The 5,571-nt window shown below is 64.5% G+C and carries 6 protein-coding genes and 1 pseudogene; 3 read left to right on the forward strand and 4 right to left on the reverse strand.

What is annotated here, in order from left to right:
* The 3 genes from QVE23_RS10185 to recG form a co-directional block, all read right to left on the reverse strand.
* On the reverse strand, positions 1-456 hold a 456-nt coding region (locus QVE23_RS10185; protein ID WP_287968143.1), incomplete at its 3' end, for a hypothetical protein.
* Positions 453-920, reverse strand: coding sequence for an RNA polymerase sigma factor (locus QVE23_RS10190; RefSeq protein ID WP_158629792.1), 468 nt, complete (start codon positions 918-920; stop codon positions 453-455). The genes QVE23_RS10190 and QVE23_RS10185, both read right to left, overlap by 4 nt.
* 90 nt (positions 921-1,010) lie before the next feature.
* On the reverse strand, positions 1,011-3,059 hold the full coding sequence (gene recG, locus QVE23_RS10195) for an ATP-dependent DNA helicase RecG (RefSeq protein ID WP_021748886.1): 2,049 nt from the start codon (positions 3,057-3,059) through the stop codon (positions 1,011-1,013).
* 460 nt (positions 3,060-3,519) lie between these two features.
* Between recG and QVE23_RS10200 the strand changes: the two genes are divergently transcribed.
* Genes QVE23_RS10200 through QVE23_RS10210 form a run of 3 tightly spaced genes read left to right on the forward strand, consistent with a single transcriptional unit; the run spans position 3,520 to position 5,262 of the window.
* Positions 3,520-4,002, forward strand: coding sequence for an RNA polymerase sigma factor (locus QVE23_RS10200; RefSeq protein ID WP_119310579.1), 483 nt, complete (start codon positions 3,520-3,522; stop codon positions 4,000-4,002).
* On the forward strand, positions 3,983-4,690 hold the full coding sequence (locus QVE23_RS10205) for a zf-HC2 domain-containing protein (protein ID WP_021748889.1): 708 nt from the start codon (positions 3,983-3,985) through the stop codon (positions 4,688-4,690). The genes QVE23_RS10200 and QVE23_RS10205 overlap by 20 nt, the downstream gene beginning before the upstream one ends.
* Positions 4,687-5,262 carry a hypothetical protein gene (locus QVE23_RS10210; RefSeq protein ID WP_021748890.1) on the forward strand — a complete coding sequence of 192 codons (576 nt, stop codon included), beginning with the start codon at positions 4,687-4,689 and terminating at the stop codon, positions 5,260-5,262. The genes QVE23_RS10205 and QVE23_RS10210 overlap by 4 nt, the downstream gene beginning before the upstream one ends.
* Before the next feature lie 125 nt (positions 5,263-5,387).
* Here QVE23_RS10210 and QVE23_RS10215 read toward each other — a convergent pair.
* Positions 5,388-5,571, reverse strand: a pseudogene (locus QVE23_RS10215) (dihydrofolate reductase); the annotation flags it as partial.

A 5,571-nucleotide genomic window follows, 5' to 3' on the forward strand; every position in this document is an offset into this window, starting at 1 on the left:
TGGCAGGTCGATACAATTTGCCTGCCAGTCCTCGCTTTCATAGGCCATCTCCACGAGCTCCCGGTCCACTGTGTCCGGCAGCCGGTAGTCCAGAATCAGATAAAGGTTCTTCTCGGAGACCAGGGCCTCCCGGATGGTCACGGCCACATCGTCGCAGACGGAGATGACATTCACCTTCTGGAAGGCCTTCTCCGCCATGGGGGTTTCCGCCGCGTCGGGGCCAAAGTAGCCGGTGAAAATATCATCCCAGTCCACCAGCACCGCCGCCCCCACGGACAGCGTCAGTACAACAGCCAGCACCGCAGCCAGCAGCGCCTTTCGGAAAAATCCCCGGGGGCGGTAGACGGCGGTCCGGGCCTGAGGTTCCGGCTCCGCGGACAAAACAGCCTCCCGCAGCTGCTCCTCCAGCTCCGGCGGGGGCGCGCAGTGTTCCATTGACTCGTGATAGCGATTCATAAGCTCTCCTCCCATGTGTTCCGCAGGGCGTCCCGGCCCCGCTTCAGCCGCATTTTCACCGTGGGCACCGTCACCCCCAGGAGCCGCGCGATCTCCCGGAGGGTGTAGCCCTCGTAGTAGTGGAGGTGAAGGACTGTCCGCTGGGACTCCGGCAGGGCGGCCACGTGGTCCAACAGGCCCAGCTCCTCCGGCGTGACGGCGGCGGAGGCGGCCTCCAGCGGCAGCTCGGACCGGCTGGACCGCTTCCAGGCGTCCCGACACTGGTTCAGGGCCACCCGGAACAGCCATCGCCGCTCGTGGTCCGGCGAGGCAAAGACCGGCGCCCGGTACAGCCGCTTGCAGAACACCTCCTGCAAGATATCCTCCGCATCCGCCGGGTTCTTCATCTGGATCAGGCAGAAACGGTACAGGGACGGCCCATAGGTCCGGTATACCTGCTCAAAGAGCTGTTCCGCTTCGGTCACTGGCCTCACCTCCTTCTGCTGTGATTACGAGTGAGCGGGGCAAAAGGTCACAAAGAACTGCAAAAACTCCCCGGCTTCTGCCGGGGAGTTTCAGTTCAGGGCATCCGCCTGCTGTGTGAAGAGCTCCGTCACCCGCTCTGCCGTGGCGGGGCAGGAGGTGAGCGCCGGGTCCTGTGCCAGCAGCTGCTCCGCCGCCTGACGGGCCTCCTGCAGCAGCTGGGTGTCGCAGCCCAGATCCGCCACCTTCAGCCCCGGCAGGCCGTGCTGGCGCGCTCCGAAGAAGTCACCGGGGCCCCGGAGCCGCAGGTCCTCCTCCGCGATCTGGAAACCGTCAGTGGTCTTGGTCATGACCTTCAGTCTCTGCCTCGTCTCCTCGTTTCGGTTGTCGGAGATCAGGATGCAGTAGGACTGATGCTTCCCCCGGCCCACCCGGCCCCGCAGCTGGTGGAGCTGGGAGAGGCCGAACCGCTCCGCGTTCTCGATCACCATCACCGCGGCGTTGGGCACATCCACCCCCACCTCGATGACGGTGGTGGACACCAGAATGTCCGTCTCGTGGGCAGCGAAGGCGGCCATGACGGCGTCCTTCTCCTTGGGCTTCATCTTGCCGTGGACGAAGGCCACCTTGAGATCCGGAAACACCTCGGACTGGAGCTTTTTGGCGTATTCCGTCACCGCCTTGCGCTCGTCGGGGAGCTGGTCATTCTCCTCTACCATGGGACAGACGATATAGGCCTGGCGGCCCTCGCCCACCAGCTTGCGGATGAAACGGTACACCCGCTGGTGATAGCCCCCGGTGACGGCGAAGGTCTGCACCGGCTGGCGGCCGGGGGGCAGCTGGTCGATGATGGACACGTCCAGGTCTCCGTAGAGGATCAGGGCCAGGGTCCGGGGGATGGGGGTAGCGGACATGACCAGAATGTGGGGGTGGTCCCCCTTGGCGGCCAGTTCCGCCCGCTGGGCCACACCGAAGCGGTGCTGCTCATCCGTCACCACCAGGCCCAGGTCGCGGTAGGCCACGCTGCCGGTGATGAGGGCGTGGGTGCCGATGGCAAAGTCGATCTCCCCGCTCTCCAGTTGCTGAGTGATGGACCGTTTCGTCTTGGCGGTGGTGGAGCCGGTCAGCAGGGCGCACCGGATACCCAAATTTTCCAGCAGAGGGGCCAGGCCCTGGTAGTGCTGCTGGGCCAGGATCTCCGTAGGGGCCATCAGGGCCGCCTGGCGGCCATTCTTCACCATGAAGTACACGCAGGCGGCGGCCACCATGGTCTTGCCGGAACCCACGTCTCCCTGACAGAGCCGGTTCATGGGCGTGCCGGAGCGCATGTCCGCCAGTGCTTCCTCCACACAGCGGCGCTGAGCGTCCGTCAGGGTGAAGGGCAGGGCACGGTAGAAAAGCTCCATGTCCACGCCGCCGCAAGGGGGCACGTGGACCACCTCCCGGCGGGAGCGGAGCCGCTCCAGCCCGATGGTGAAGAGGAACAGCTCCTCAAAGGCCAGCCGCCGCCGGGCCAGGTCCAGGGCCTCCGCGCTCTCCGGGAAGTGGATGTTCTCATAGGCGTACTCGATGCGGCAGAGCTGATGATGCTGCCGCACACGGTCCGGCAGCACGTCCGGCAGGATGTCCGCGCAGGCGTCCAGCCCCTGGCGGATGGACCGGGACAAAATCAGCTGGCTGACTCCGGCGGTAAGGGGATAGATGGGCACGATGCGGCCGGTGACCTCCCGCCGCCCCTCCGGCTCCACCACAGGATTGGCCATCTGATGCCGGAGGAGGGAGCCCTCCGCCCGGCCATAGAAGATATAGGTCTCTCCCTGGTGCAGGCTGTTTTTCAGCCACGCCTGGTTGAAAAAGGTCACATCCAGGGTGCCGGTGTCGTCCACCGCCCGGAGCTTCACCAGATCCAGCCCCTTGCGGATGTGGGAGATGGTGGGCGGGGACGCCACCATGGCGGCCACGCCGGCGGTCTCGCCGGGCACCAGGTCCGCAATGCGCCGCAGGGCAGAGCGGTCGTCGTAGGCCCGGGGGAAGTAAGAGATCAGGTCCCGCAGGGTGGCGATGCCCAGCTTGCCCAGGGCCTTGGCCCGCTGCTCCCCGATGCCCTTGATGTACCGCACATCTGTGTTCAGGTCCGCCATGGAATCACCTCCCGCCTTGCAAATCACTGGCCTCCATTATATAATGGCGCCAGAGAAAAAACAAGGAGATGGGTGCATGGGCGGATGGAAGAAGTGGGCGGGCTTCGTGATCTGGTGCGTGCTCCTGTTCGGCGGGATGATCGCGGCCGGAACGGACCTGTGGCCCCTGGGAGTGGCGGCAGTTGTCGCAGGCGCCGTGGGGCTGGTCCTGTGGAGCCGACGATATGCAACGGTGTTTGTGTGCCCCTCCTGCGGCGCAGAGTTATCGGGACAGGACTTCCGATCATCCAAGTGGAGCCCGGATGGGAGTAAAATCATGTATTGCCACATTTGTGGAGCGATGTTTCCCGTAGAGGAATGCCGCAGAAAAGAGCCATAAAAAAGAGCCCGGAATCCCGGGCACTTTTTTTGTAACAAAACTACTGTCCATGCGTCCTATGGCAGAGAGGGAGGTGAGGCCGTGCCGGATTTTGAGGAGATCTATCAGACGTATTTCGCCGACGTGTACCGCTACATCCTGGCCCTCAGCCGGGACGCCCACACGGCGGAGGAGGTGACCCAGGAGACCTTCTTCCGGGCATTGGCCTCCATCGACCAGTTCCGGGGGGACTGCCAGCTGCGGGTATGGCTGTGCCAGATCGCCCGGAACCAGTACCTCTCGCTGTGCCGGGAGCGAAAGCACCGGGGAGAGCTGGAGCAGGAGCCGGGGGACGACGGGCTGGAGTGCGGCTTTGCGGACCGGGACGCCGCCAAGCGGCTCCACCGGCTGCTCCATGACCTGCCGGAACCCTACAAGGAGGTGTTCTCCCTGCGGACCTTCGGGGAGCTGCCCTTTGCCCAGATCGGGGAGCTCTTCGGCAAGACGGAGTCCTGGGCCCGGGTCACCTACTTCCGGGCCCGCCAGAAATTGAAGGAGGGATTTGATGGACCAGCTGGACCATGATATCGTACAGGACCTGCTGCCCCTGTACCACGACGGCGTCTGCTCGGACAAGAGCCGGGCGGCGGTGGAAGAACACCTGCAAACCTGTGAGGCGTGCCGTGCCGCCCTAACGGCTATGGACGCGCCCCTGCCGGAGGTGGAAAAGGCCGCCGATGACGCGGCGGTAGCAGTGAAAAAAATATCCGGTGAGTGGAAGAGGGGCAAGCGCCGGGCCCATATCATTGGCGTGATTGTTGCCGTGGTGGTATGCGCGGCCGCCGCAGTGGGGATTTGGACCCTCACTACATGGACGTGCATCCCCATGGATGGCGGGGACTATACGCTGGATGTTTACCGGCTGAAGAGCGGAGGCGTGGGGGTCCACTGGGATTTTCGGGAGGGCCGGGAGACCTGGTATGCCCTGACATTCCGGGAGGAGGCGGACGGACTTCACTACTATCTGGAGCGGCCCATTCTCCGGGTGGAGTTGTTTGACTTTGACAGCAACTATAACCGGGGCGGGGACGCCATGTTTGAAAGCTGGTCGGATGATGCCATGGAGACCGAAGCGATCTACTTCGGCTTGGGTGAGGATGCCGTCTTGCTGTGGAAAGAGGGCGAGGAAGTGGACTTGCCCGCCGCCACCGCCGCCCAGGAGGAGATGTGGGCGATTGCGGAACTGCCACCGCAGGAGGTGCCGCAGGAATGAGAAAAGATGTCATTCCAGTGGAAGATGCACAGGGCGGGCCGCGCAGCCCGCGGCGTTTCCTCCGTCTTCTGGCCCTGCTCCTCGCCGCCTTCGCCCTGCTCTCCGCTGTGTGGTATTTCACAGCCTACCGGCCCTATGATGTTTACATGGAGGCCCTGCGGGCCCAGCCCGGGTGGCGGGAGGCTCCGGCCCTCCCGGGGTGCGGCACGGATGGGGAGGGTTACAACTGTAATGTGGCCCGGCCTGGATTTCTCCATTGGACGGGGAATCTGGGGATTGGCATGCCGAACCTGACGCTGGAAAACGGGGAGGAGGTGGGCTTCACAGATTCCCTCCTGATCTGGCCCCGGATGACCGGCGAGCCGGAACTGGGCGTCCTTCTCTTTGAGTATGACTTTCAGGAGGACGGCGTCACCTGTGCCGGCCACCAGCTCTACATTACGGCGGCGGGAGAGTACCGCCCCTATGGAGATGCGGCGGAGGACGCGGCCAATGCGCAGCTGCTGGCGGAGCACCAGGAGAACGTGGAGACGTTGCTGTCCCGGGCCCGGGAGATCTGGGGCCTGCCGTGACTCACAGGCCATGGAGCAAAAACCAGGCGGGGGCCCGGGGCCGGGGTGTAGGGGGGCCTCCGGTTACCCACTGCCCAGGGAGAAAAAACCTGGGGGCCCGCGGGGATCTCCCGGGGGGCCGCTGCTCAATCGCACAGCTTCGTATTCACATAGTCATAGAACCGATAGGTGAGCCCGTTCTCCGTCACCGGCTCGCTGACGGCTCTTACAGTCCAGCCGGGCAGCTTGTCCAGATTGGGAAAGAAGGAGTCCGCGCCCTCCGCGGCGGCGTCCACCCGGGTCACGTAAGCCCGTGCACATTGGGAGAGC

It is taken from the genome of Oscillibacter sp. KLE 1728, from assembly GCF_934833455.1.
In the GTDB taxonomy this organism is placed as follows: Bacteria; Bacillota; Clostridia; order Oscillospirales; family Oscillospiraceae; genus Oscillibacter; species Oscillibacter welbionis.

Coding starts and splice junctions, on each gene's coding strand:
- recG (WP_021748886.1), bottom strand. CDS start 3,059: ATGGCGGACCTGAACACAGATGTGCGGTACATCAAGGGCATCGGGGAG.
- QVE23_RS10205 (WP_021748889.1), top strand. CDS start 3,983: ATGGACCAGCTGGACCATGATATCGTACAGGACCTGCTGCCCCTGTAC.
- QVE23_RS10210 (WP_021748890.1), top strand. CDS start 4,687: ATGAGAAAAGATGTCATTCCAGTGGAAGATGCACAGGGCGGGCCGCGC.